The organism is Leptolyngbya iicbica LK, from assembly GCF_004212215.1.
In the GTDB taxonomy this organism is placed as follows: Bacteria; Cyanobacteriota; Cyanobacteriia; order Phormidesmidales; family Phormidesmidaceae; genus Halomicronema; species Halomicronema iicbica.
Map to the genome: position 1 here is coordinate 1 of NZ_QVFV01000009.1, position 24353 is coordinate 24353.

24 protein-coding genes are annotated in these 24353 nt (G+C 54.7%); 11 read left to right on the forward strand and 13 right to left on the reverse strand.

From position 1 onward, the window contains the following. Positions 1 to 125 precede the first annotated feature (125 nt). The 4 genes from DYY88_RS25155 to hemJ all read right to left on the reverse strand — a co-directional run bounded on the left by DYY88_RS25155 (position 126) and on the right by hemJ (position 3129). Complete coding sequence (locus tag DYY88_RS25155; protein WP_039729206.1) at positions 126 to 305, reverse strand: hypothetical protein; 180 nt, start codon at positions 303 to 305, stop codon at positions 126 to 128. A 432-nt stretch (positions 306 to 737) separates the two neighbouring features. Further along, positions 738 to 1223 (reverse strand): rhodanese-like domain-containing protein, encoded by a 486-nt coding sequence (locus tag DYY88_RS21345; RefSeq protein WP_039729205.1) that lies wholly within the window; start codon positions 1221 to 1223, stop codon positions 738 to 740. Between the two features lie 105 nt (positions 1224 to 1328). After that, complete coding sequence (locus DYY88_RS21350) at positions 1329 to 2393, reverse strand: ligand-binding sensor domain-containing protein (protein ID WP_084607185.1); 1065 nt, start codon at positions 2391 to 2393, stop codon at positions 1329 to 1331. Between the two features lie 130 nt (positions 2394 to 2523). Beyond that, positions 2524 to 3129, reverse strand: coding sequence for a protoporphyrinogen oxidase HemJ (gene hemJ / locus DYY88_RS21355; RefSeq protein ID WP_044148840.1), 606 nt, complete (start codon positions 3127 to 3129; stop codon positions 2524 to 2526). 351 nt (positions 3130 to 3480) lie between these two features. Here hemJ and DYY88_RS21360 point away from each other — a divergent pair, with 351 nt between their 5' ends. Next, positions 3481 to 3951, forward strand: coding sequence for an Lrp/AsnC family transcriptional regulator (locus DYY88_RS21360; protein WP_039730500.1), 471 nt, complete (start codon positions 3481 to 3483; stop codon positions 3949 to 3951). A 139-nt stretch (positions 3952 to 4090) separates the two neighbouring features. Next, entirely contained in the window at positions 4091 to 4732 is a 642-nt protein-coding gene (locus tag DYY88_RS21365; RefSeq protein ID WP_039729204.1) for a LysE/ArgO family amino acid transporter, read from the forward strand. Between the two features lie 313 nt (positions 4733 to 5045). Here the strand turns inward: DYY88_RS21365 and DYY88_RS21370 are convergent, their stop codons facing one another. The 5 genes from DYY88_RS21370 to DYY88_RS21390 all read right to left on the reverse strand — a co-directional run bounded on the left by DYY88_RS21370 (position 5046) and on the right by DYY88_RS21390 (position 11112). Further along, positions 5046 to 6155, reverse strand: a complete 1110-nt coding sequence (locus DYY88_RS21370; RefSeq protein WP_039729203.1) for an S-(hydroxymethyl)glutathione dehydrogenase/class III alcohol dehydrogenase — start codon at positions 6153 to 6155, stop codon at positions 5046 to 5048. Between the two features lie 134 nt (positions 6156 to 6289). Further along, entirely contained in the window at positions 6290 to 8164 is a 1875-nt protein-coding gene (locus DYY88_RS21375) for a DUF3352 domain-containing protein (RefSeq protein ID WP_039729202.1), read from the reverse strand. A gap of 131 nt (positions 8165 to 8295) precedes the next feature. After that, positions 8296 to 8850 carry a Uma2 family endonuclease gene (locus tag DYY88_RS21380; RefSeq protein ID WP_039730499.1) on the reverse strand — a complete coding sequence of 185 codons (555 nt, stop codon included), beginning with the start codon at positions 8848 to 8850 and terminating at the stop codon, positions 8296 to 8298. Between the two features lie 137 nt (positions 8851 to 8987). Beyond that, positions 8988 to 9662 (reverse strand): response regulator transcription factor, encoded by a 675-nt coding sequence (locus tag DYY88_RS21385; protein ID WP_039729201.1) that lies wholly within the window; start codon positions 9660 to 9662, stop codon positions 8988 to 8990. A gap of 4 nt (positions 9663 to 9666) precedes the next feature. Beyond that, positions 9667 to 11112, reverse strand: a complete 1446-nt coding sequence (locus tag DYY88_RS21390) for a sensor histidine kinase (RefSeq protein ID WP_044148839.1) — start codon at positions 11110 to 11112, stop codon at positions 9667 to 9669. A 449-nt stretch (positions 11113 to 11561) separates the two neighbouring features. Between DYY88_RS21390 and arsS the strand changes: the two genes are divergently transcribed. The 3 genes from arsS to DYY88_RS21405 all read left to right on the forward strand — a co-directional run bounded on the left by arsS (position 11562) and on the right by DYY88_RS21405 (position 14251). After that, entirely contained in the window at positions 11562 to 12575 is a 1014-nt protein-coding gene (gene arsS / locus DYY88_RS21395; protein ID WP_039729200.1) for an arsenosugar biosynthesis radical SAM (seleno)protein ArsS, read from the forward strand. Between the two features lie 172 nt (positions 12576 to 12747). After that, positions 12748 to 13479, forward strand: coding sequence for a TVP38/TMEM64 family protein (locus DYY88_RS21400; protein ID WP_130199553.1), 732 nt, complete (start codon positions 12748 to 12750; stop codon positions 13477 to 13479). A 115-nt stretch (positions 13480 to 13594) separates the two neighbouring features. After that, positions 13595 to 14251: a TVP38/TMEM64 family protein gene (locus DYY88_RS21405; protein ID WP_039729198.1), complete on the forward strand. Its 657-nt coding sequence runs from the start codon at positions 13595 to 13597 to the stop codon at positions 14249 to 14251. A gap of 146 nt (positions 14252 to 14397) precedes the next feature. On the opposite strand, the gene DYY88_RS21410 is transcribed toward DYY88_RS21405, so the two are convergent. Then, positions 14398 to 15849, reverse strand: a complete 1452-nt coding sequence (locus DYY88_RS21410; RefSeq protein ID WP_039729197.1) for a cache domain-containing protein — start codon at positions 15847 to 15849, stop codon at positions 14398 to 14400. Next, complete coding sequence (locus DYY88_RS24355; RefSeq protein WP_165390137.1) at positions 15846 to 16097, reverse strand: hypothetical protein; 252 nt, start codon at positions 16095 to 16097, stop codon at positions 15846 to 15848. The genes DYY88_RS21410 and DYY88_RS24355 overlap by 4 nt, the downstream gene beginning before the upstream one ends. 424 nt (positions 16098 to 16521) lie before the next feature. On the opposite strand from DYY88_RS24355, the gene DYY88_RS21415 reads away from it, so the two are divergent. The 3 genes from DYY88_RS21415 (at position 16522) to DYY88_RS21425 (ending at position 19194) form a co-directional block, all read left to right on the forward strand. Continuing rightward, positions 16522 to 17079, forward strand: a complete 558-nt coding sequence (locus DYY88_RS21415; RefSeq protein WP_039729196.1) for a PadR family transcriptional regulator — start codon at positions 16522 to 16524, stop codon at positions 17077 to 17079. A gap of 442 nt (positions 17080 to 17521) precedes the next feature. Beyond that, positions 17522 to 18100 (forward strand): PEP-CTERM sorting domain-containing protein, encoded by a 579-nt coding sequence (locus DYY88_RS21420; protein WP_052288672.1) that lies wholly within the window; start codon positions 17522 to 17524, stop codon positions 18098 to 18100. 242 nt (positions 18101 to 18342) lie between these two features. After that, positions 18343 to 19194, forward strand: a complete 852-nt coding sequence (locus DYY88_RS21425) for a PEP-CTERM sorting domain-containing protein (protein ID WP_052288671.1) — start codon at positions 18343 to 18345, stop codon at positions 19192 to 19194. A 13-nt stretch (positions 19195 to 19207) separates the two neighbouring features. Here the strand turns inward: DYY88_RS21425 and DYY88_RS24360 are convergent, their stop codons facing one another. Further along, positions 19208 to 19357 (reverse strand): hypothetical protein, encoded by a 150-nt coding sequence (locus tag DYY88_RS24360; RefSeq protein ID WP_160299615.1) that lies wholly within the window; start codon positions 19355 to 19357, stop codon positions 19208 to 19210. A 56-nt stretch (positions 19358 to 19413) separates the two neighbouring features. On the opposite strand from DYY88_RS24360, the gene DYY88_RS21430 reads away from it, so the two are divergent. Both DYY88_RS21430 and DYY88_RS24570 read left to right on the forward strand, forming a co-directional pair. Next, positions 19414 to 20121: an E3 ubiquitin ligase family protein gene (locus DYY88_RS21430; RefSeq protein WP_039729195.1), complete on the forward strand. Its 708-nt coding sequence runs from the start codon at positions 19414 to 19416 to the stop codon at positions 20119 to 20121. A gap of 572 nt (positions 20122 to 20693) precedes the next feature. Further along, positions 20694 to 21107 (forward strand): hypothetical protein, encoded by a 414-nt coding sequence (locus tag DYY88_RS24570; protein WP_039729193.1) that lies wholly within the window; start codon positions 20694 to 20696, stop codon positions 21105 to 21107. Here the strand turns inward: DYY88_RS24570 and DYY88_RS21440 are convergent. Further along, positions 21104 to 22543 (reverse strand): carotenoid oxygenase family protein, encoded by a 1440-nt coding sequence (locus tag DYY88_RS21440; protein ID WP_039729192.1) that lies wholly within the window; start codon positions 22541 to 22543, stop codon positions 21104 to 21106. The genes DYY88_RS24570 and DYY88_RS21440 overlap by 4 nt on opposite strands. 197 nt (positions 22544 to 22740) lie before the next feature. On the opposite strand from DYY88_RS21440, the gene DYY88_RS21445 reads away from it, so the two are divergent. Next, positions 22741 to 24351, forward strand: coding sequence for an ATP-dependent DNA ligase (locus DYY88_RS21445; protein WP_039729191.1), 1611 nt, complete (start codon positions 22741 to 22743; stop codon positions 24349 to 24351). Positions 24352 to 24353 lie beyond the last annotated feature (2 nt).

The window sequence follows — 24353 nt, forward strand, 5'->3', positions numbered from 1 at the left end:
CCCCATGGGAAATTAGCTCGGTGCCAGGTCCCTAATAACCGTCCTCTGTTGTTCCCGCAGCAGAGGACGGTTTACTTTAAAATGAAAGACTCACCTAATCTAAAAGCTCTATAGATTATGAACGCCTAAGCCGCGCCAATGAGCGAAATTTCTACCAAGCTAGCGATCGCAACAGCAACCAACGCAACTAAGGCATAGCGAGGAGCATGCCCGCCACCATAGGCCACGTTATCGGTACGACGCTGCAGGGCGGCGTAAATGTTGGGAGCACCCAGCATAAAGAAAATCAAGCCTAAAATGCTCATACGAGGTTTTAGCTGGGGCTGAGGTGCGGCATTTGGACGAGTTGTTTCTAGCATGATTAGTGAGTGTAGGAGTGAACGACAGAGTTTAGTCGTCTAGCCGAGTAATGCAGAATAAGCACGAGGCTGAATACCTATTGCATCATCCATCGTTTCAAAAGATTTCCTTTAGTTAAATCGTATTAAGATTGGCGGAATTTGCCCTGAGAAAACTTACTTACGTGTATTTTAATTTTGCCACGAATAAAATATGAGTGTTTTTGCGGGCATTGGTTGGGTGTCAGATTTGGCGGAGGGCACTGGGTAGGTCATCACTTATCGGTCAGGTGCTCACGACAAGAAAAGGTAGACCGCCAACGGGTGATCATGATGGGGCCACACTGTTTACGTAAGGATCAGGGTGGCAAGTAAAGTATTTGCTTTTGCGGTGATGCTTTATGGCTGGTTATCACGGAGCCAGCCTTGATAACTGGGGAGATATCCTTGAACGTTGTCGTACCCCCAGAGATGCAGGGCCATGACGCCGAGTCCGGTGCGGTAGCCAGTGGAGCAATAGAGGATGACTGAGCGATCGCGGGGAATATCATCGAGATGGTCGCCGAGCGATCTCAGAGGAATATTGACTGCATTGGGTAGATGCCCTCGCAAAAACTCCGTTGGCTCTCGCACATCCACCAGTAGCGGATTTTCAGTCTTTAGCTTGGCTTTCAGTTGGTCGGTTTTGAGAATGCCGTAAAAACCGGGAGGAATCTCTTTCAAAGTTTGCTCAATCAGGTGCTCACAGCTGTCTGATGCGGCCATGGTGGCATCACAAACGGGGGGCGTGGGGGCGGCGATCGCTCCGGAGAAATGATTCTGAATTCCCCAAATCCCCATCACCAGCGTGATCAATAAAAGGGGTTTGAGCCAACAAGATTTCATTATTATGCTCCTGCTTTTACTTACCTTAGGTACTTCGCTCAGATCTGTCCCAGGATTCTCATGGCACATGACTGTTGCAACAGTCCCACTGGCTGAACGGCTGGTCTACAGAGCACCAGGATTGGAAAAGCCAATATGCGGCACGCCTCGGCCTGTGCTTGTGCTGACCCAACCTAACCCTTCGCGGGTACCTACCCACACTTTGTTACCGGTTTCGGGGGAGATTGCCAACGTTTGCCGACCAGGTAGGCCCAAGACCTCGCCAAAAATTTCGCCGTTGTAAGGGTTGAGGGTGACTAGTCCTGACTCGGTGCCGACCCACATGGCTTGATTGGCGTCCATGGCGAGGGACAGCACGTTTTGTCCCACCATAGTGCCGACTCGACGCACGAGCTGGCCATTATCCGGCGTCACGACAAACAAGCCGGCGGGTGTCCCCACCCAGAGATTCCCCTGGGCGTCACGGGTCAACGCTTGCACAATGTTGCCAGGAATGTTTCGCACCACTCGCATTTCGGCACCACTGGCAGTATTCACCTGGGTGAGACCGTTTAATGTGCCCACCCACAGGTGCCCATTATTGTCGAGCTCCATGACGTTGGCGCTGACGCCCGATAGGCCGCGCAGGGTCGTCATTAGCAAGCCTTGGTCAGGACTCACCATGGCTAAGCCCTGATCAGTGCCCACCCATAAAAAACCGCGAGTGTCGATCAGCAGCGACAAAACCCGATTGGAGGGGAGGGTAAAGTTGCTAGCGGTGACTTGATTGCTGCGCGGATCAACCCGCACTAAGCCAGAATAGGTGCCCGCCCAAATGCGACCGACTCGATCTTGAGCCAGGGCGCTGATGGTGCGATCGGGCATAGTGATTTGCGCTTGCACCACGCCAGTTTCGGGATTGATGCGAGCAATTTGGCCGCGCCAAGTGCTGAGCCACAAACTGCCGGTGAAGTCTTTTTGGAGGGCGGGGATGCGATAGTCAACAGCAACGCTACCCTGACTGATGACAGTGGGTTCTAAAGTGGCGTCAGTGGCGGCGTGGACGGTATCGGCTGAGGCGGCTGACGACACCGCTGCGATCGCCCAATTTGGCGATGTCGCGATCGCGCTCACTGGTATCGTTATTGCAACCAGGCCACTTACCAGTAGGCTAGTATTCACCCATTTCATGTCCGTCACCTCTGCTGAACCACCTGACTCTTAAGCACCCATCCCGTCAGCTCGCGGATAGCCTATTCGGCTAAAGGGTACAGTAGTTTTTGAGAAACGGCACTGCCGATTTGGGAAACAGTAACGGGAATTAGCCTTGGGCAGGCTCGGGAGTCTGGTCGGCAGATTCGATCGCTGTGGCCTCAGCCAGTTCGCGCTCTTTGTCGAGGCGGCGCTTGCGAGCATAGAGTTGAATCGTCACCGCCATGAAGAGCACCAGTCCGGCAATGAGCCAGGTAGTCGCATCAGTGGGCAACTGATTTTTAAAAATGACCAACATGACGATGACGACGAGCAGCAACGTAGGAGCCTCATTCAACGCCCGTAGTTGCTTACTGCCCCACTTACACTCGCCGCGCCAGAGCTGCTTCATCACTCGTCCGCAATAGTGGTGATAAAACAGCAGCGCTGCGACAAAGCCGAGCTTGGCGTGCATCCAGCCTTCCTTCAACCATTCTGGGTTAGTCCACAGCAGGCCAACTGCCATCGCCACCGTCACTACCATTCCAGGTGTAGTGATGATGCGATATAACCGCTTTTCCATCAGGGTGTACTGGTTTTTGAGGATAGTGGCGGCGGGCTCGGGTTCGGCCTCGGCCTCGACATGGTAGATAAACAGGCGCACGAGGTAAAACAGGCCCGCGAACCAAACGACAACGCCAATGATGTGAAACGCTTTGAACCAGTAATAAGGCATGGGGAGTTATCAAATCGCTGTTTGAACAATGCCGCACTAGTGCAACGGAATCTTGCAAAAGGTTAAGGCACCGAAATTTATTGTGGGACAGGCGATCGCGATTTTGGCACGGTAACCGCTGCATCTTAACGTTTTGAGAAAAAGTGCGATCGTGGCGCTGGGGATCGTTGATGTCTGGTGCGACGAAGCCCTTCGATTCCAGGCAAATGCTTGGCGATCAGAAACGTCTCTCAAGCTAAATAGATCGAACCGAAAGCTGACAAAGATGTTTGCCCTGGAAAATAAAGCAAAAAAGCAACTTACATTTGTATAATGTTATTCAAGGGTATTTTAATTTACAAAACAAAGTTAATGAAGCCTGATGCATTGGATTGCAAAATTTTGTCGGAGTTGGCCAATAAGGCACGGATGACCTGGGCCGAGTTAGCTGGTCAACTCGGCATCTCGCCTCCCGCTGCGGCCGATCGCGTTCGCAAACTAGAGGAAGCTGGCATCATTCGGGGCTACGTGACGCAAATCGATGCACCCAGGTTGGGGTATGACCTGGCGGCCTTTATCGCCGTCACGCTGGAACATCCCCGCGATCGCGATGGCTTTTTGGCCGCCGTGCAGAGCACACCCGAAATTTTGGAATGTCATCACATTGCTGGCGATGGCGATTATCTGCTGAAAGTGCGGTGTCGCGGCACGAGCGGACTCGAACACCTCATCACCGCTCAGCTCAAAGAACTTCCTGGCGTCACCCAAACCCGCACCACCATCGTGCTCTCTACGGTCAAAGAAGCGATCGCCGTCCCCATCACCGATGCCTCCGCGCTCTAAGGCGATCTGCGGTGGTTCCTAAAACGGTTCCAGGCAAGGCATGCTCGACTTTCAACCTTAGAGACTTAAGACAGTGGACTGCGAGCATGCCTCGCCCCGACGACTCATCCATCCTGCGCCCCTCACCCCATCCACCCCCATGCTCTCCACCTTTTCCACTGGTCTCATTCTCGGGCTATCGATCGCCGCTCCCGTTGGGCCGATCGGCATTCTTTGCATTCGGCGGACGCTGGTGATGGGGCAATGGGTCGGGTTGGTCTCTGGTTTGGGGGCGGCTACTGCTGACGGTCTATATGGCTGCATTGCGGGGTTTGGGCTGACGGCGATCGCCGATTTCCTCACCCATCAATCCATGTGGCTCCGCATCGTGGGGGGACTGTTTCTCTGTTATTTGGGCATCACCACATTTCTGTCTAAACCACCGACAGAGCCCGCTGCCTTATCTGAAACTGAGTTGTCGGCTGGAGAAACCGCATCGCTGCCGCGATCGCTCGTCAGCGCTTACGGGTCTACTCTGGCGTTAACGCTGACGAATCCGGCAACGATCTTGTCCTTTGCCGCGATCTTTGCCGGACTCGGCATTGTCGATTCAGCGCAGAGCTTTACCGACTCAGGGATTTTAGTTTTGGGGGTGTTTATCGGTTCTGCGCTGTGGTGGTTTTTCTTAAGTGGGTTGGTGAGCTTATTGCGAAACCGATTTACCCCGGCAGGACTGCGCTGGCTCAATCGCCTATCGGGCGTTATTTTGCTGGCGTTTGGGATGGTCGCCCTCACCCTGTGAAATAAATAAATTACAGCGATGCTGCTCACCTGAGCCCAAGCGCCGGTTGCCGTCAGGAGAGGGCCATTCGTCCCTAATCACTAGCAAATTGCCTGGTTTCGTTGTTTTGACTGTGCGTCGGTGTCCGCGACGGTTGGCCTCAAATTTAAGTCGCTAGTAAAGCATTTACATACTTGATATACCCCGCTGTGTACCCTCACCCGAAATCCCTCTCCCAGAATGGGCGAGGGACTTTTCCGGCCCCCCTTCTCCCAAAACTGGGAGAAGGGGCAGGGGGATGAGGGGGACTTGGTGCACGAAGTCTATGAACGCCCTAGTAAAGGACCACTGAGCGAATGCTCTGGCCCGCGTGCATCAGGTCAAAGGCGGTGTTGATTTCGTCGAGGGCCATGGTCTGAGTAATCATGGGATCGATCTGGATATCCCCAGCTAGAAAGCGATCGACAAAGTCAGGCAGTTGGCTACGACCTTTGACGCCACCAAAGGCTGAACCGCGCCAAACGCGCCCTGTCACGAGTTGAAAAGGGCGCGTACTAATTTCTTTGCCGCCTTCGGCCACGCCAATAATGGTCGACTCGCCCCAGCCTTTGTGGCAACATTCCAGCGCCGCCCGCATGAGTTCCACATTGCCAACGCACTCAAAGCTGTAGTCTGCACCGCCATCGGTCAAATCAATAATCACCTGCTGAATTGGGTCATCGTAATCTTTGGGATTGATGCAGTCAGTTGCGCCCAGTTGCGTAGCGAGTTCAAATTTGTCGGGGTTAATATCGACGACCACAATGCGGCCCGCCTGGGCCATGACTGCGCCCTGCACCACGCTGAGCCCCACGCCGCCTAAGCCAAAGACAACAACCGTTGCGCCCGCCTCAACTTTTGCGGTGTTGAGCACGGCCCCGATGCCTGTGGTGATGCCGCAGCCCAGCAAGCAAACTTTTTCTAACGGCGCGGCTGGATTGATTTTGGCTAAGGCAATTTCGGGGACGACGGTGTATTCGCTAAAGGTACTCGTGCCCATGTAGTGATAAATCGAATTGCCGTCTTTGCTAAAGCGGGTGCTGCTGTCGGGCATTAAGCCTTTGCCTTGGGTGCTCCGCACGGCTTGGCACAGGTTAGTTTTACCTGATTTGCAAAACTTGCACTCACCACATTCCGGCACATAGAGCGGGATGACATGATCGCCGGGTTGCACAGTCGTGACGCCCGCGCCCACTTCTTCGACAACGCCGCCGCCCTCGTGACCCAAAATCGCCGGAAAGATGCCTTCTGGATCTTTGCCGGAAAGGGTATAGGCATCGGTATGACACACCCCGGTCGCGACGATGCGCACCAACACCTCGCCCGCCTTAGGGCCAGCCAGATCGATTTCTTCAATGGCGAGTGGTTTGCCAGCTTCCCAAGCGATCGCTGCCCGTGTTTTCATATCTTGTTTGCCCCAAAGGTTTGGTCTCTGTCAGCGTAACCCTAATGCTTGATTAGGGTGGCCCTTTGGGCGGGGGAAATCTTACGGTTTGTGAATGGCGGCGTTGATGGTGATGTCATGCACCGCTGCACAGATTACGGCGACTCGGCTGGTGCCAGCATGAGCAGGCCATCGACTTGCGCATAATCAGCTTGAAAAGAGACGTTACCGCTGAGGGCTTGCACGGTCGCCATTAACTGCCGAAAGTCCAGCGAGTCTGTTGCCTCGGGATCTGGGGGAAAGAAGCTGGATACGAGCGCCCGAATGGGGGCCGCATTGATAAAGAGGTAGCCCTGATTGGCTACGGGAAAGTCGCGAGTCGACTCGCTAAACCGAAACGCATTGGGCAGGGCTTGGGCGGGTTCGAGTTGTGCCAAATCGGCGAGGGCCTCAATGCTGGTGGTGAGCAATAGCGTGTCGTCCTCAACCCAGGTGCGACCCAAAAAGCTAACCGGTTCGTCAGCGGCGGACAGGCGATCGCCCCAACTGGTGGCCGCTTGCCCGCTCACAGTGGTGGATTCGACGGCGATGTCAAAGTTTGCTATTAAGTCATCGAGACTGGCAAAGGTGGCCTCGGCAGTGGGGCGATCGCTGGTTTGCAGGGCGATCCCCAAGCCGATTTTCAACTCTGGCGTAATGTTGGTCAGGGGCGTTTTGCTGGTGGGGTAGAGAAACACCGTAAACCCGCGATCCATCCACCCAAACACATCTTGATCCAGATCTAATCCGGTTAGGGCGGTGACGAAGCCTCTGGCTTGTTCCAAAAAGGGGCGAGTTTCTTCGCTGGCGGCCAAGGTTGTGGCGATCTCTTGCCAAAACCCGGCCAGGTTTTGACCGCTGACCATGCCATAGCTATTGTCTGGAATGTAGGCCAGCACCTCTGTTGGGGTGGGTTGAATGGTTGCCGCCGTGGCTGAGAGTAGCGGGTCATTGTAATAGCCCCGTGCTTGCACTCGTAGCCCCCGCCCTTGGGGATAGACTAAGGCTTCAACCGTGCCCGCAAATTGCTGGGCTGCTAACTCAGGAAAATCGGCTGACAATAAATCTTGCGGCAAGGGCAAGTTAAACGGCAAGTCTGGTAGCGCCAGATCGACTGCCGAGAAGTTGACCAACTCCGCCAAATCGCCATGCAGGATCGCTAAGGCTGCGTCAGATTGAGGATGATTGAGGGTGCGCAAAAACTCCTCGGTTTGCGCCAGCGAGTTAGTCACCTCATCGGGACGCTGCGCGAGCCAAGTCTGAATGGCGGCTGGAGAGCGGGCGGCGATCAGAAATTCGGGAAATTGCGCGATCGCGAGCCCCGGCTCGATGGGCAGAGATGCCCAAAAGTCTTCTAGCTCACCATTGTCGACCGCTTCTGGAAACGTCGATGAATTTCCTTCGAGCTCCTTTTGGGAACTGGGCGAGCCATCGGCGGGGGCCTCCTCTGGGAGTGCCTCGGGTGTCATGGCATCGGGCTCGGCATACAGCGGCGGCCAGTAGTAAATCTCGACGTCCCCCACGGTCTGCAACTCGGGTTCACGCTCCTTTAATGCTGCGATCGCCCCTGGCAAGTCATCCTCAAAGACCCTGGCATAGGCGGCTGGATCGGCGATCGGCGCAATCATCACCTCATGGTCTTCAAACCCAGCTTCAGTCGGGTTGTCTAGCGGCAACAGGGCCATTGCCACGTGGTCGCCCACCCAGGGCGCGACGGTTGCTTCATAAGCCAACTCGGGAATCAGCGGTAGCGTCCCCGGACTTGGCGCACCGACTCCCTGGGCTTGCAACTGCTGAAATAGCGCATATTGATTGAGTTGGTCCCAGGTCTCCTGCCGCATATCGAGCAGGATGGTGTAGGCCGTGTTGGGCGGCAGCAACTCCGCCGGTTCGGGATTGGCAAGACTGGGCAGGGCGGCGATCGCGGGTAGGGTCAATGCGATAGAGGTCACCGCGAGCGATCGCCAACCGGATTTCTGTATTTCTGCCATGGTTGCTCTCGATAAAAAATGCTGGCCAGCGACAGTGTTCCCGCTTGGTCTACAGCAATTGCCAGCGATCGCCCTACACGATCCGAGAGCGATCGCCCGGCCAAATGAAAACCTGATCAACGGGTTGAGATTTAGCCATCGAGACCGCGATACAGTTCAGCGATCGCAAATTGCAGGTCAATGCTCGTCAACGTCACCTGATCGCCCACCTCATAGATGGCTGTTTCCCAGGTGTGGGCCGCCGTCTGCCGACGGCACTCGACTCGCTGGCTGTCTTGAGAAATCAGCACGTATTCCTCTAGTGACTCCAATTGTTGGTAGTCGTCAAATTTTTCGCCAGTATCAAATACTTTGGTGCTGCTGGAGAGCACTTCTACAATCAGCTTTGGATAGCGTTTGACATAGCGGTCTTCGCGATCGCGGTCATCGCAGGTCACAAAGGCATCGGGATAGTAGTAAAACTCGTCTTGGTAGTTGACTTTGACATCGCCGTTGTAAAGGCGGCAGGGGGAATCACTCAAGTGAGTGTTAACAAGGCTTAGAAGATTAATCGTGATGCGAGCATGATTGTCAGTACCGCCCACCATGGCGTAAACCAACCCCCGACGATACTCATGGCGGATGGGGTTATCGCGCTCAAGGTCGAGGTAATCATCGGGACTGATGTAGTGCGGAACGGCAACCATGAGGGTTAGCTGGAAAGCGTCTCTATCGCTATTGTAGCGATCGCCCAAAGCCTGTATTCATAGCGGTCATGCGATGACTTAAAGACAGCTGATATTAGATGATGCCCTTGGCCTGGCCGAGGCAAGCTGGCGGGAGATCAGTCTTTTAAGACGTAGCCGACCCCGCGCACCGTTTGAATCAGGCGCTTTTCGCCCTCGGCCTCTAACTTGAGGCGCAGGTAGCGGACATACACTTCGATGATGTTGGAATCGCCCATAAAGTCGTAGCCCCAGACTTCTTCCAAAATGCGATCGCGGGTCAGAACCTGGCGCGGATTCGTCATCAAATAATCGAGCAGGTCAAATTCTTTGGCGGTAAGTTCGATTGCGCGATCGCCTCGCTTGACTTCGCGGGTTTTGCGGCTGAGGGTCAGATCTTGAAACTGCAGGGCATCGACCTCTTGGGGTTGGTTGCGGCGCAGGTGAGCCCGCACTCGCGCCAATAGTTCTTCGATGCTAAAGGGCTTGACCACGTAGTCATCGGCCCCGGCATCGAGCCCCGCAACGCGATCGGCCACATCATCCTTTGCCGTCATGAGAATAATGGGCTCTTTGAAGCCCGTTGTGCGCAGGCGGCGGCACACTTCTACGCCGCTGAGTCCCGGCATCATCCAGTCCAGCAGCACCAGGTCGGGTTCTGTATCGCGAGCGGCCATGAGCCCCGACAGACCATCGTGGGCCACCGTCACGTCATAAGACTCATAACCCAGTTCCAGTTCCACAAATTTGGCGAGTTTCACCTCATCTTCAATCAGTAAGATTTTGGGATTCATGGGGTCATTCTCCTTGGGTCAGGGGTAATTGAACGGTGAAGGTGCTACCAACTGCTGGCACCGACTGTACTTGGATGCGGCCATGCATTTGCGTCAACAATGTGTGGACGATCGCCAGCCCCAGCCCCGTGCCGCCCGTGGCGCGGGAGCGATCGACATCCACCCGATAAAACGGTTGAAAAATCGCGGTCTGTTCGGCCAGGGGAATGCCCCGCCCCTGGTCACAAACTTGTACCACAGCTTGATCGGCTTGCCGACCAGCTCGCACGATAACTGGAGTCCCTGGGGGAGAGTAGTTCAGGGCATTTTCCAGCAGTTTGACGAAGACTTGCTGCAGGGCGTTGGCGTCGCCCCGCACCCATAGTGGCGCGGCTTGGATGTCGGCCTCAATGCGATCGCCCGCCGGATCTACCTGCATCACGGCGGCCAACAATACTGGCTTCACATCAATGGGGGCAGCGCCTATTTGTAGATGACCCATGCGCGCCCGCGTCAGCACCAGCAGATCATTCAAAATTTGAATGGTGCGATCGGCTTCGGCAGCGGCGGTTTCTAGACCGTCTCGCTGATCGGTTGTCAGCGTTTGGCAGCGGCGCAAGGTACTTTGCAAATAGCCCTGCACGAGGGTTAGGGGCGTACGTAACTCGTGAGAGACATCACCCAGCAGACGGCGCTGCTGGGTCCAAGACTGGGCCAAACATTCCAGCGTGTGATCGAGGGCTAGGGCCAGCTCAGTCACTTCAGTCGGGGCTTGGTCGAGCTGGAGTTGGGTGACATCCAGCGCCTCGGCGGTGACCCCCGCAACTTGTTGGCTCAGGGATTTTAAGGGGCGGAGCGATCGCCCTACATACACGGCAATCAGGATCGCCAACACCACTACCGCGCTGCCGCTAATCACAACCAAGTGCCGCATCATCGCCAAGTAGGTCTGCCGCGCTTGGGTGACATCCTTAATGACATACAGGGCGCCCAGGTCTTGGCCTGCCATGTCAAAAGTGCTGACACACAGAGCCAATGAGCGATCGCCCACGGTGACTAATTCCACGCGCGGCTGTGGCGGCAGAGTCTGTACAAATTCCGTTATGCCCGCTGCCTGCCACGACCCCATGCGCAGGGTTTCAGACTGTGCCCACATGGCCTCATCCGCCGTCCTCACCCAAATCGCCGTGTCGCCCATGGCCCGCTGATCAATGGCCTTTTGCACCGCCGCTTGGGTTGGCATCGTGGTGTCGTAGAGCGTGACGTCTTCACGAAATTGCTGGGATAGATCGGTGACCGCGATTTGTTGACTCGCTAATAAACTTTGCTGTAGCTGCCAGTTGAGCCACGCGGTGACGCTGCCAATGGTCAGGGCCGACGCCAATACTACCCCTGCGGTGAGGCGAAACCGCAGGGAATGGATATCTAGCCACGGCAAAACTTGGGACGGTTGGCGACGCAACGGGAGCATACATCAAACAGGAATCATTGATTATTACGCTACCAAGGGTTTCTGAGAAATGGCTGATTTTCCCTGCAGAGAATGCTTTGAACCGTAACGTTTGGGTTAAACGCTCAATCACTCAGCACAGTCAGGACGATGATTGATGAGCATCCAACCAGAACGCCTCTGAAGCATTGTCTCGGAATTGCGTTGTCCACTCTCAGGTAGCCTGGGCTGACTTCTCAGGGAATATTCAGCCGCAATCGTTTTAATGTCGGATAAGTAAGCAACATGAATGGGCAGAAAGTGTCATGTTAATTGAGGTGTCTCGGTTAATGACATCTGAGTTCTGCCATCGGGAGCGCGATCGCCAACGATGCTTGATGTTCGCCGCCGACTTCCATCCGTGATTTTGAATGTCACCAACCGCCATTCAGTCACGCCAACTGCATTTGTTCTACTGTGTTTAACGCTTTATGGTCTTATCTTCCAACAGTCTCCAAGCCACTGCATCGGCTAATGCTTTTGAAACGGCTCTAGGCAGTCCGCTCACCAAGCAAAACATTCAGGTATTGCAGATTAATTTGGGGCGACGGTGTAATTTGTCTTGCACCCACTGCCATGTGGAGGCAGGGCCACATCGGACTGAGGAATTAACGCCTGCCGTCCTGGCGCAACTGCTCGAAATCCTCGATCGCTTCCCACAAATTCGCACGGTGGATTTGACCGGCGGTGCCCCCGAGATGAACTATGGCTTTCGGCCTTTGGTCGAACGTGCCCACGCCCTGGGCAAAGAAATCATTGTGCGCTCCAACCTGACTATCTTTTTTGAGCCCGGCTTTGCGGATCTGCCTGCCTATTTTACACAGCATCAGGTGCGCGTGGTGGCTTCCTTACCCTGCTATTTGCCTGACAATGTGGATAGTATGCGGGGCCAGGGCGTTTATGACAGCTCCATCCGCGCCATTCAGCAGCTCAATGCCCTGGGCTATGGCACTGACCCTAATCTCATTTTGGATCTGGTCTACAATCCCCCCATTCCCAAAGATGAGAATTTCCGGCTGACCCCGAGTCAAGCGGCTTTAGAGGGCGATTACAAAGCGTATTTGGCGGAAAATTTTGACATCGCCTTTAATCAATTGCTGACGATCACCAATATTCCTATTGGTCGCACCCGCTTTCAGCTCGAACATCGCGGACTGCTGGCTCCTTATACCGAGTTTTTGGCGGCCCACCACAATCCGGCCAATGTCTCGGGGCTCATGTGCCGCAATGAACTTTCGATTGACTATGAGGGGCGGGTTTACGACTGCGACTTTAACCAGATGGCTGGGGTTTCCGCCTGCACGCCTGACGGTGAGCCGATCACGTTGGAGCGGCTATTGGCTGCCGAGTCGTTGGATGTGATCGCCACAGTCCAAACGCGCCCCTATTGCTACGGCTGTACGGCAGGCAGTGGGTCGAGCTGTGGGGGGGCCCTGACCAACTAACTACGCCAGCGATCGGGGTGGGGCGTGGTTCGACCTTGATGGCTCGTTTGTTTCACGACCCTTTGACCGCGATCGCTCCTACTCAGGCAAAACCATGACCTTTCTCAATCATCAACTTCCCGTAAGCTTAAAACGACGGCCTCGCCGTTGGTTGCAATTCAGTGGACTCACCATGCTCACGATGCTATTAATGCCCATATTGCCAGCGCTGGCCCAGGCGACAGCAGCCGAATCCGGGCCGGGGTTAGTGGCTCAGATTCAAGGGGCGTTGGTTAATGCGTTGGCCTGGGTCGATAGTTTGGGATTGATCGCCCCCATTGCCTTTATTGGGCTATACGTCATCGTGACCGTAGCGTTTATTCCCGCTTCGGTGGTGACGCTGGGGGCCGGGGTCGTCTTCGGCGTCGTCAAAGGCTCGCTATATGTCTTTATTGGGGCCATGCTGGGGGCGACAGCGGCATTTTTAGTGGGGCGCTATGTGGCCCGCGACTGGGTGAGCAAAAAGGTCGCTAGCAATGAGAAATTTAAGGTGATTGATGAAGCGATCGCTCGCGAAGGTCGCAAAATTATTTTCCTCATCCGCTTATCCCCAGCTTTTCCGTTTAACCTGCTGAACTATGCCCTGGGACTCACCAAGGTATCTTTGAAAGACTATGTGCTGGGCACCACGGGCATCATTCCCGGCACCATCATGTACGTCTACTTAGGCTCGCTGGCGGGCAATTTGGCCACCCTGGGTACAGGCGAAACCCCCAGCAACCCGACGATCACCTGGACAATTCGGATTGTGGCGTTTATTGCCACCGTTGCGGTCACGGTTTACGTGACTCGCATTGCTCGCCAAGCCCTGCAAGCATCAGTGCCCGACGTGACCGATGACAATGGCGAAGCGATGTCGGCTTAGAGCCGATCCGGAAACCCCCGACAGCGATCAAACAGATCGCCTTGATATACCGTAGGGTGGGCACCGCCCACCGTCTTGACTGAAACGCTGTCCGTAGATTCTCCGCTCTCCGCTCATGAGTACCGTGTTTCGCAAAAAGGTTTTCTGGGTTTTGGTGTCGTTGGGCTTGATCCTGGCGCTATGTTTGCGAAATTTATCCCTGCTGTTTGATCCCGAAGCTTTGCTAGCGGCGTTTACGGGTTTGGGACCGTGGGCGGCACCGGCGTTTGTGGCGGCGCATGTACTCGCCACGATGGTGGGCGTCCCTGCGACGCTGTTGGTGCTGCTGGGTGGCGCTAAATTTGGTCTCTGGTGGGGCTCGCTGTGGTCGCTGATTGGGGCAACAGTGGGGGCGACGGCGGCGTTTTGGGTGGCTCGATATTTACTGCAAGATTGGTTTCGTCAGCGGTTTGCCGAGCGCAAGATCTATCGCAATATCGACAAGCTGATGGATACCCATTCCTTTAACTGCGTGTTAGCAGTGCGCTTTGCGCCGTTGTCGCCATTTTGTCTGGTTAACTTTTTGTTTGGCCTTACGTCGGCTCCGGTGAGTGCGTTTTTTTGGGGCACGTTAATCGGCATCGCTCCCGGCACGGTAGCGTATACGTGGATTGGGCTGGCCGGGTTAGAGGCGATTCAGGGCAAAGGATTGTGGCCGCTAACGTTGGCCATGAGTTTCTTGGGAGTGCTCTCGATTGTGCCGATTTTGTTGCGGCGGCGGCGACTCAGTTAGCTGTTGCTGCTTTGGCAATCCGCAGACAGGTGCCGAGAGCCCAAAAGCTGAAAGCATGGGAATTGCATCTAAGTGTGGACAGCCGTCTCGGCTGTTCTGGGGCAGGCAAGATGCGTTGCACAACAGGTGAATGGCATGCGGCGGGATTAATCACGATCGCGATTGCGCAGCGCTTTGGCCTTGATCGCCAGATCTCTAAAGAAATCCGTATCGACAATTTCTTTCACCTGCTGGCTGCGCTTGGTTTCATCAATTTCGACCCGCAGGTTTTGGACTTGTAGGCGCAGCTGTTGCTCCCGCTGGTGTACTTGAATCGCCATCTTGCGAAAGATGCGAGCCAGTTGACCGATTTCATCCTGGCGATCGCTGGTTTCGCCCAGTTGATCAGGGTTGAAGTTATCGGCTTCGATGTCTGCTGCCGCTTGGGCGATGCCCAAAATCGGCCGGGCAATGAGCCGCTCAGCCAATACCACCGCAACGATCGCAATGCCCCCGGTAAACACCACGACCCCAGCGAGTAAACGCCGCTTATTGCGGTTGATCTCGACGGTGTAAGTCGCTTCGGGAATGACCGTGCCGACTAGCCAATCGAGCTGCCCGACTGGAGTCAGGGCGATGTGATAAATGTCGCCCGTTTCAGACTCTTGGTACACGAACCGCTGCCAAGCCTCTAGATTTTCGACGTCAAATTCCTGGGCTTGGAGCGTTTCGCTGGCATATTGCAGCAGCGGATTTTGCACGTCTGTGAGCTGAGTCAGCTGGGCGTCTGTCTCGCCCGCCGTTTGGTCGGGAGTGACTTCGGCCTTGTCGGTGGAAGCAATCAACTCGCCTTGAGAATTGACGATGAAGGTCTCACCAGGGCGATCGCCCTGGAGCTGTTCTAAATAATCTGACAGTTGATTGAGTTCGATGCCGACCCCGATGACCCCTTGCAATTCCCCATCCGTTTTGACTGCCTTGGTCAGATCGACCCCCGGCGTCCCCGAGGAGCGGTATACATACACCGTCCACGATCGCTGATCAGGAGCCGCCGCCGTGGCCTGAAACCACGGACGAGCGGGGGCATAGTAAGACGGATTCATTTCAAAACTTTTGCTTTCCAGCGGTGTTAAGACCGCATCTTGAATCGAATAACTATTGATGTTGGTAAACGTCGTCTCAGTGTCAGGATCCCAATCGCGATCGTGGAAGTGTAATTCGCCGTTGGCAGTGCGTTGCGCCCCAAAAAAGTCGCCATTCGCGTCGCCATACTGCACCCAGGTAAAGGTCGGGCTCGCAGCCAGCACATTTAAGAAAAAGAACTCGCGGTTTTCTGCGTCCGATAAGTCGAGCAGATTACGGTTGAGGCCCGCTTCGATAAACTGTTGTGCTGAGGCAGCATTGCTAAATAGCCGTTCCACTTCTTTTGAGGTGCCAACGGCAATTTCTTTATTCGTTTGGTCAATGATGGTCTCGATGTTGCGGCGCGAAATCCAAGCCCACGGCAGGTAAACCATGGCCGCCGTAGCCGTCACCGTCAGCAACATTGCGCTAACGAGAGTTGCTTTGAGGCCCAATGAAGGCCGTCGTTTGGAAAACAAAGCCGCAATGCGAGTCATGGTGCAGAGCAATGATGGGGTTTGAACGGTGGTGAGTACGCCGGAGATGAATGCCGGGCTTGCCCCAACCAACCGATGGGGCCAGGGTGAGCTAGCTGGGTGGCTGATGCAGTTACCCATCGGGCAGTCTGGGCCGCACTGTAGAACGGCAGTCGCCAACGGGGTAAACGGGCTACGCTGGTGGCCAGCGATCGCCCCTGGCAAGTCTGGCTAGCCACGTAGTCACTATTTAGCGTCAACACGCTCATTCAGAACTGAATCCCCTCCTGGGAGGGGCGAAGGGGTGGGTCGGCCCTGTACTCAAGGGGTTAAACCCACCCTGCCCTGCGGGCACCCCTCCAGTGGAGGGGATCTTGCGGAACGCTAAACAGATACGCCACGTAGTTCTAGCTTTCCCGAATTTTATCGAGACTCCATCGTGAGACTAGCGCTTGAGAATATAGTCTATGTGCAATTTCCGATAGGCTTTATGGGAAATTAAGAAAGAAATAGGTTAAGAGTGCCGTGATACGGTCGCTGGTGGCTGCATGGTTCACGACAGCAGCCCCCCAATTGGGTAGCTTAAATAGCTGCTTAGTCCCTTACCATCGCTGTCCATAGAGACCCATTGCCTGCACGCGATCGCCGATGCCCCCACTGACTACTATGTATTAGTGAGTATTAGTGAATACGATGGCTCTAGCCCATGCCATTCTAGTGACCTTGCTCGATAGCCCCAGTAGCGGATACGACCTGGCCAGACAATTTGACGGGGCGGTGGGCTTTTTTTGGCAGGCCAGCCATCAGCAAATCTATCGCGAACTGGCTAAGCTCGAAGCCAGCGGCATCATCACCTCAGAAACAGTGCTGCAAGAGACTCGCCCCAATAAAAAACTGTATGCCATCACCGATCGCGGCACCGCCATGCTGACCGAGTGGCTGCACACCCCCAGCGACCTCAGCCCCATTAAAGACGATCTGCTGGTCAAGCTCTTTGGGGGCCACCTGGTCGAGCCCACCGTTCTCTTGCAAGAACTGCGCCAACACCGCAAGCAGCATCAGACCCGATTGGTGGAATATCAGGCGATCGAAGAGCGCTTCTTTCCTGATGTTGAGGCGCTATCGCCCAAAGCACTGTACCAGTACCTCACCCTGCGCAACGGCATTCAGTACGAACAAGGCTGGCTGAAATGGTGCGAAGAAGCCCTATCGACGTTGCAGCCTTTAGCTACGTCGAATGCTGAGGAGTAAGTGATGGCGCGATTGCCCAAATTACCCTCACTCCGTAAAAACCCGTAAAAACGTCCTGATCCGCGAAACTTGTTTTGAAATAAGAACCAGGGATACTTTACGGCGGCATTTGTCGGCATCAGCCTGCTGAAATCTTTTAACCACGGGATATTGGCGGGATAGCCATGAATAACCGTCAAGGTTTCAGTTCCCAGACAGCCTGATTCAGTTTGATGCGATGGGATTTTACATTTCGGTCGCTTTTGTGAAGAGGTCGCGAAGTGTTGCGTTACACCGTTGTTATACCTAGACCGTCCCGATAGATTTAATTTGTCCACAAACACTTATGTGTAATTACTGGCAATTGGCTGAACTCAGAAGTTGTGGATAACCACTGAGTGTGTCTGCCTGTTTCTGCCTTTGCATCTCACACATTTCGTTCACTTGAAAAGGAATCAAAATTATGCTCAAGCAAAGTTTATATGCGCTAGCAGGTGCAGCTATCATCGGTACTAGTTTTGTCGGCGCTGCCGAGGCTCAAGTTCAATGTTCGACTGATAACTTGGGGGGGGCCGTAGATTGTGAGGGTCCTGTAGAGGGAAACCCTTCTAACGACATTGATTCAACTGACTTTTTCTTCGGTAAAGACGATTGGATGCAGGCGCTCAAAGTCGATATCGGAACAAACACTGTAGATGGTGGCTTAACAGTGGATGGAACTGGCACCTCCGGTACTTATAGTCTGACGGGTCTAGATGCCAATCATCATTACATGATTACCCTAAAGGGCGGGAATAGTTTCAGTGCGTACTTGTTGGAGCAGGGTGTTACTTCATTTACGAACGAAATCTGGAATACAGATGGCATCTACAAGGGAAACAACGTTAATAATCCTGGCCCTGACTTGTCCAACTTCGTAGTGTGGAAAAACCGAATCGATGACAACGGTGGCGGCGAGAAGATTCCTGAGCCCGCTGCAATGGCTGGTCTGATGGCCGTCGGTGCTGGTATCGTGATCAACCGCCGTAAGAAGTCTCAGTAATCTCGAACCTACATATCTGTTTGGTTCTGTTTTGCACATTTGAGTACAACTTTTACACCTCCCTGTGAGTCATTTGGCTGGCAGGGAGCTTTTTGTTGTTTGCTGCTCATTTGTAACAGTTACTCAACCCTTATTGCGTAATGGTACGCACCTTCGAGTCGTCGGATACCACCTGGGCATGTTGAAACTGCTGGTCAGGGCACAGCCGCTTGGCTGTCGGTAGAACTCAACTGAGGAAATCTATGATGTTGCACAAGATGACAGTTGCGGTGGCGGGCAGTTTAGCCTGGGCGATGGTCAGTGCCGGGGCAGGAGTAGCCCAGGTTGACTATGCCCAAGACAGCTTTACTGATGGGGTGGCGGGCAGTGTCAATGGTGCTAACTCAGCTTACGAGTTATACGGCACGGGTTATCGGCAGGTGGGCAGTCAGCTCGTTGTGGGCATTAGCAGCAACCTGCCGTTTGGCGGGGCCAGTGCTCAGGGGGGGCTCAACGGCACGATCTCTTGGGGCGATATGTTTTTTAACTTTGCCCCCGAGCAAGATTTTACGTCAGCTTTGACCAGTGGCCAGGTGTATGGGGTCCGCTTTGCTGAGGCCAATGATTCGTCTGTGGCGCTGGGTGTTTATCAAGTGGATGCAGTGTCCAGCGTTACGGGAGTCAATAGCGGCTTTAACAGCCTCAGCGCTTATCGCAATAATGCCGGTACCGTGAATCCGACTTTAGGCGATGTGTACTTACTCGATGATGCCTTCGACTATCTACCGCAAACTGAGAGCAACAATATGATCAGCAGCACGAGCGGCGGCACTTTAGGCGATGTCGAAGTTTTAGATGCCGCAGCGTTGACTAGCTACGGATTTGATTTCGATAGCAACCTCGATCAGACTGGGAGCCAGACTTACGGCTTCAAGTTCGACATTTCTAAATTGCCGGGGGGCCGCTTTATCGCGCACCTGTGGGCTGAGTGCTTTAACGAAGGCACGGCCTTTGAAGGGGAAATTGCCTCGGTGCCGGAGCCGACTTCGGCGCTGGCGTTGGCCGTCGTCGGTGGTGTCGCCTGGGCGCGCAAGCGGAAGGCTAGCAACGCTTAAGCGATCGCACCTTCTAAATTAATTGGATCAACTGCATACCGCTGCTGGCGATCGCTTGATTGCTGGCAGCGGTTTTGTCATTGTTGGCAGATTGGGGACCGCTACGGGGGGGGGGACGGTCTGTGAGGTTTTGTGTGGCGATCGCCGACTTCGCCTGACCCATCAAAGGCCCAGAGTAAAATCTGGTAAACAGTTTGAGTCATTGTTAGCGAGGCCGCAATGGAAATTATTGGCATTATTTTGTTAGTGATCAGCGCCATTATGTTTTTCACGCGGCGCAACCAACAGCAAAAGCTCTTTAGCATCAAGCGGGCGCGATCGGTGACGGCAGCAGAGTTGACCGATATGGCCGGGGCGATCGCGGATGAAATTGGGGGCGGCAACTGGCGAGATTACGTCAAGTTATGGGGCCAGATCACGACTGACGAACCACTACAGTCAGAGCATCAGCAAGCTCCTTGCGTGTATTACGTTTCCACCGTGACCCGCGAATATGAAGAGAAAAACGAAGAGGGCAAGCTGGTGCGCAAAACCGAGCAGGTGTCGCGCCATCGCCAGTTCACTAAATTTTGGCTCAAGGACGACACGGGGAGCATTGTGGTGAATCCAGATGGAGCGGCGATCGACACCGTCGAAATTATGAATGAGTTGCGAGAGGAGCGATCGGGGGCTACCCTGGGCTACCGTTACCAAGAGTCTGTATTGCCTGTGGGCAAAGAGGTCTTGGTGTTGGGTGCGGTCAGTGATGCGACCGGCAAGGTGGTGATTGGGCAACCGACCCAAACCGATCACAAGTATCTGATTTCCCTCAAAGATGAGGAGCACTTGGCGATCGCCACTTCCCGCAGTGCCCAAAATATGGGCATTGCGATGTTTGTCATGTTGGGGTTGGGGGCCGTTTTACTCATTTGGGGGCTGGTGTTTTAAAGATAGCTGGGGCCGCTGCTGGCGGCGTCACCAGAGTCTGCCGTCAGCGATCGCCGTGAAGCATCAAGTAAAATCACTGAAGTCGCTGGTCCCAAATACTCAAAACGAGTCCGTTTGATTACGCAATCAGTCTGCAAATGCCGACTTTTATAGGCTGGAAAAATCCAGCAGTGCTGTCTTTTTGCGAAAAATTTGTGCGATCGCTAAACAGAACCAGTATATTTAACAGGAAATTAAAGAAGTGACGAACGAGCATTGAGGGCTAATGTTTTTTTGATGAGGTGGGGTGAAAGTTATGCCGTCAACGGTTGAATTTTGCTGCTGTTAAAGCTGTGGCCCTAGCTTTCTGGTTGATGACGGGCGATCGCGAGAGACGGTCTTAAGTGGGCAAACTAGTACTGTCTACGTAACACGTTTCTTCGCTGGGTTCGTTTTGACACCCACCATTCACTCACCGAGGCAGCCATTTAACCCAGGCGACTGGGTCAGGCAACGCCCTCGGATACATGTGGCCTTCGTCACCCTGAGCCAGGGGCATCACCGTTCACGTTCTGTCGTCTTCTTGCGCCACCATGGCAAACGCCACTGCTTCCACCGTCCCAACTGATTTGACTTCCCCTGTTAAAACCTCACTGAAAATCACCGACATCCTGGGGATAGCGCTGTTTGATCTCAGCGGTCTACCCCGGGAGTATTTTGTTACTGAGGAAAATCCGACGACGGGCTGGGTGCAAATTGTCTTTCAAGCGTTGGGGTTGCGATCGCTCCTCACATCCTCCCTAGAGCTCGAAGGCTTTCACCAGATCACGATCAATTTGGAAGCCACCACCGCGATGGTTGTGCGCCGCAAAAAGGATTACATTGCGCTGCAGTTTAAGGGCAAACTGGCGCTGCAGAATCCCGCTGATGAAGAGCGCCTGTTGAACCTGATTGCGGCCTTAAACCCCGATAAGCTAAGGCAGCATCCCCACTTCCAGGTCTACTAAGCCGGACGCCAGGTGCCGTGGAAGCTGTGGGGCACCACTTGCGGCAAGAGCAACCGACAGACCGGAGCATCGGTCAGGCGATCGATGTCATAAATCCACAGTTCGCTTTGATGCGCCCCACCGTCATACACGACCGATAGCACCCAACCAGACGGCGTATCATTGCCTGCTTTCGGCACATAAATCGGCTCTGATGGGTAACGGTCGGAGCCAGCCTCGGCAATGGTGAGCTTTTCGGTGTCGGGGTCAAAGCGGGCGATCGCCCGAAACAGTTCGCCCTCGGTGTCTGGCTCTGAGGGCTGCATAGACAGGTAGGTCGGGGCCGTCACGGTGGGTTGATCTTCCGCAATGTGGGGAAATTCGCAGTGGTTGGCAATCAAGCAGGTTTGCGATCGCACTCGCGCCGTTTGCGGTTCCACACAAATGCGCCAAAATTCGCCGTCCGCTTTGGTTTTGATCTGCCCGGCAGCGATTTCTTTCAACTGTTGATTGGTGGCAAAGTCGGGGTAGCGCACCACCTCCAGCACGATATCGCCGTCTTTGTTGACGAAGCCTTTGCCAAAGTGCCACTGATACCAGGGATCCACCGCTTCGGAACTAACCACCTCCAGGGTTTCCGCATCCACGACCACCAGTTGGGTGCCATGCTTGGGCTGCCACATTAGCGCATCGCTAAAGCTTTGAAAGCCCAGCACTGCCGGGAGCGGATTCAGCCGGACGGGCGGTACACAAAAAACGAGGTAGCGATCGGCCAACACAAAATCGTGGATGAGGGGAATGCCGTTCAGCGGCACCGACTCCTTTTTCTCGATGTGGCCCTGAGCGTCACTGCGGTAAAGGTTCAGTGTCGCATTGGCCCCGGCGACAATCCCAAAATTAAAGATGTGCCCGGTTTGGGGATGGCGTTTGGGATGGGCCGAATAAGGCTCATTATCGGTCAGTTGCCCCAGCGGATGCACGCCTTTAGTTTCCAAAGTATGCAAATCCAGTTGGTGGGGCCAGCCGCCTTCCCACAGGGCCAGTAGCTTGTCGGGCAGGGCAAGCACCGAGGTGTTGCCCGCATTTTTGAGCTGAGCCTTCCACCGCTGCCAAATGGGGCCAGGCGCCAAGCTGCCATAGCCGCTGTAAAGAAACTGCTCGGCCTGTTCTTCTTCGGTGAATCCAGCGGAACGCACGTAGCGATAGATGCCCTGGGCCTGTCCATCGGCAAAATGCACTGCCAGCACCGCGCCATCCCCATCAAACCAGTGGCTCACCCGCTGGCCCTGCCGTTCGAGCCGCCCTGGCCCATTGCGATAGAGACTGCCCCGCAGATCGGCGGGAATGGCTCCAGAGATTACGGTGAGGGGCGTGAGAGGAAATTCTTGGGCGGGTTGGGCGATCGCTTGTGCCCAGGCTTTTTGCTGTGTCGGGAGGGACGGAGCCGCAGTCGTCATAGATTCGTTCAGGAAATTATTTGGCGTCCCTTTATTGTGCAAGAAAGTGGCCGCTAGTAGGGGCGTACGGCCGTACGCCTCATCAGGTATTGGGCTCTCTCCCATGACCATCTCCCCTTATGTCCGCGCTGCAAGCAACGTCGGGGTAGCGTCATAATGAAGTAGCGATCGCGCTCCTGTCGTCTTTGCCGAGCAGCATGAAGCGGTTTACGGAACTTTTTCAGGCAGTGGATGCCACCACCTCAACCAACGCCAAAGTTGAGGCCCTCCGTCAATATTTTGTGGAAGAAGCCCCCGTCAACGCCGTGTGGGCGCTGTATTTGCTGCTGAGCAAGACCCGTCGCCGGTTGGTGACCTCTCGCGTGCTGCGCGATGTGTATCTCAGCATTTCCAACATTCCGGAATGGCTGTTCAAAGACTGCTACTCCCACGTGGGCGACTCTGCCGAGGTGATCGCGCTGCTGCTGCGCGATACCCCGCTTCAGGGCAAGTCGGCGGCAGACATTCCCCTGCACCAGTGGATGGAAGATATCATTCCCCTGGTAAAAGCAGCGGAAACCGACGAGGAGCGGCACGAGCTGATTGTGTCGTGGTGGCGATCGCTGGACGATTATGAAATTTTTGTCCTGAACAAAGTCTTGACCGGAGCCTTTCGGGTGGGGGCGTCGAGCAAGCTGGTGATTAAGGGATTGTCGAAGGCGTCGGGCATTCCTGAGGCGGTGCTGGCCCACCGCCTGATGGGGGACTTTGAACCGACGGTCGAGTTTTACGAGAATTTGCTGAGTGAAGAGGCGGTTGAAACCGCTCCCAGTCAGCCCTATCCCTTTTTTCTGGCGTCGCAGATTGATGAGGCAAAGTTCCGCGAGGAAGAGATGGGCAACTGGCTGGCGGAGTGGAAGTGGGACGGCATTCGCGCCCAGGTGATCAAGCGAGCGGATGAGGTGTTCATCTGGTCACGGGGCGAAGATTTAGTCACTGAGCAGTTTCCCGAAATTGTCGAGGCGTTTCAGGCCCTTCCCAATGGTCATGTGCTGGATGGCGAAATTCTCTGTTGGGAGGGCGATCGCCCCCTCACTTTCAACCATTTGCAAAAGCGCCTGGGCCGCAAGCGGGTCACGAAAAAAGTCATGGCCGAAAGTCCCGTGCGCTTCATTGCCTACGACCTGTTGGAACATGCGGGTCACGATATTCGCGAAAAGACGTTGCGCGATCGCAAGCACCTGCTGTCCGAGCTGCTCCAGGCCCACCCCGACGAGCGAGTGGATCGATCTATGCCGCTGGAGTTTCAGTCCTTTGCTGATTTGGAGGCGAGGCGATCGAAATCGCGGGACGAAGGTGCCGAAGGGCTGGTGATCAAAGCCTGGGACAGTCCCTATTTGGTGGGCCGCAAGCGGGGCTACTGGTGGAAGTACAAAGTTGACCCGATGACCCTGGATGCGGTGTTGATCTACGCCCAGGCGGGCAGCGGCAAACGGGCGAACCTGTTCACCGATTACACCTTTGCGCTGTGGCAGGGGGAAGAACTGGTGCCCTTTGCCAAAGCTTATTCGGGACTGGACAACGCCGAAATCGACAAGCTGGACAAATGGATTCGCCGCCACACGATTGAGCGCTTTGGCCCGGTGCGATCGGTGGAACCCACCCATGTTTTCGAAATTGGTTTCGAGGGCATTGCTGAATCGAAGCGCCATAAATCCGGCATTTCGGTGCGCTTTCCCCGTATTCTGCGCTGGCGCGACGATAAGCCCGTCGCCGAAGCCGACACTCTCGACAATGCCAAAGTTCTGCTCCAGCAATATCAATCTTGAAC